The sequence below is a fragment of the Microcoleus sp. PH2017_05_CCC_O_A genome (genome assembly GCF_020738785.1).
Lineage (GTDB): Bacteria > Cyanobacteriota > Cyanobacteriia > Cyanobacteriales > Microcoleaceae > Microcoleus.
Window position 1 is genome coordinate 1 of record NZ_JAEQCB010000301.1, and the last position, 1882, is coordinate 1882.

General features: G+C 43.8%; 1 protein-coding gene and 1 pseudogene. One reads left to right on the forward strand and one right to left on the reverse strand.

Annotated elements, in window-relative coordinates; genetic code table 11:
* Positions 1 to 135: 135 nt before the first annotated feature.
* Positions 136 to 1464 carry an IS4 family transposase gene (locus JGK20_RS34110; protein WP_293233821.1) on the reverse strand — a complete coding sequence of 443 codons (1329 nt, stop codon included), beginning with the start codon at positions 1462 to 1464 and terminating at the stop codon, positions 136 to 138.
* A gap of 196 nt (positions 1465 to 1660) precedes the next feature.
* On the opposite strand from JGK20_RS34110, the pseudogene JGK20_RS34115 reads away from it, so the two are divergent.
* Positions 1661 to 1882, forward strand: a pseudogene (locus tag JGK20_RS34115) (hypothetical protein); the annotation flags it as partial.

Here is a 1882-nt window from a genome sequence, read left to right on the forward strand (position 1 = left end):
GTCAGTTTCATGATAGATTTTAGAGACATAAGATACGCTGCACACTGAAATTATCTTTGGGTCATTATAGGATCAATCATTCTGTGGTGCTCCCTTAAGAGCTTCTTGTCCCACCCCCTACTCCCCTTTTTAAGGCTACCGTGTACACACAAGTTGATTCTGAGCTAGTTTCCATCCCACAAAGATGGATTCAAACTGTCGGAGTCCATGAACAAGGGTAGGCATTCCGGGAGGTCTCTGAGAACTATAACCAGACCAACCCCCAAGTCGAGCAATCAGCCAAGTAGCCCAAGGTAAGGAAGTGGGAGGATAGGGGTTTTGCAATTTTTTCGTGCGCCCTTGAAGAGATGGTTCAATCACAGACAAGCACTGCTGTTGAGCATCAGAGAAAGCCAGGGAAACAGATAAGTCAGAATTATCGCGCCCTTCAACCATTTGTAGGGTTCGCACGGCAACCCCTAAAGCCAAGACAGTGAGTTTTTGAATGGCCACTACGGACTCTAACTGTGTAGCTTCAAGATTTAATCCTGCTTGTTTCAATGTGGCAAAAAGTTGTTCAATGCGCCATCGCCATCGATACCATTGGATAACTTGTAGTGCTTGTTCTAAACAAACCACCCTGTGAGTTGTGAGTAATCGCCAATGAATCGCCTCTTGCCCTGCCGGAGGATTAACTTCTATTGCTTCGACTGCATAAAGAGTGATACTGGGTGGATAATCTCGTGCTTTCAAGTGATCGGGACGGCGAATCTTCACACTAACACACCGAATCATCAGCAATGCTTCTCTCGCTGTCCGACCAATACGTGCGTCTGCTGGTACATTAATTGTACAAACCCCTTCACAAGGCTGTTCTGTTAAATAGGTATAAAGCGATTGGGATTGTCCTAATAACCGACGGTCTTGACGAACGCGCACCAATAGGTGATTGTGTTGGTCGGGCACGGTCGCCCATTCCTCATATAAGTCACTTTCGCGGTCACCAATGTGAGTGACCATCAGGGCACCACCTTTAGTGAAACACCGCTGACTGCGCTCGGCGGATGCCAACCATTTGTATGATTCTTTCTGCTCTATCGGCAGATTTTGATAATTGCGTTCATGCTTATTCTTATGATCTAAATCTCGACTCCACAGTTGCACCGTGCTTAACCCTAATGGAAAGCCATTTTCAGCATCCAAAACTAATGTAGGATGTATATAAAAACCCAGATCTGTATTATTGCCAACCACCCCTAATTGTTCGGGTTTTAATCGGCCGGAGTGGGACTGCAAATTGATTTCACTGCTATCACTGACGGCTAATACGTGCCGTCCTTCTATATTTTTTTGGCAATGCTCCGATAGGCTTTGCACTAATTCCGATACGGTCACGTTTTCATTCTCCAAAAAACGATAGTATCCTACTTGTTGAGCTCGATTTCGGCTGATTTGACGAATATTTACCGATTGATGCTGACCCATTGCTTCATATAATGCCGCCCCTTTTTTACCAACCTTGGGTCTCCAAAGGCTGTTCCTTCGTTCTGTTCTGCGTGAATCAGTATCGGATTGTCCACGGTTTATACCTCTGTCACATCTTTTTTGTATCCGCTCAATAATTAGGGGTAGCAGAGAAAAAAAGTAAGCAGAGTAAAAAAAGTGTTATAAAATAGGAGACATGACGCCAAAGACTATTTCACAAGACAAATCATCCTCCAATATACTGCAAACCATCGACCCCTCAGGTATTGCAGACGCATCAATGCGTCATAAAGTAGAGATATTACTGAACCTCATAGAACAATTACAATTAAAAGTCAAAGACTTAGAATCAGAGAATCAACGGTTAAAAGATGAAAACAACCGATTGAAGGGAGAACAAGGAAAACCAGACATCAAA

What these genes read in the sequence shown, in the direction of transcription:
- JGK20_RS34110 (WP_293233821.1), bottom strand. Translation starts at nt 1,464, where the DNA reads ATGGGTCAGCATCAATCGGTAAATATTCGTCAAATCAGCCGAAATCGA.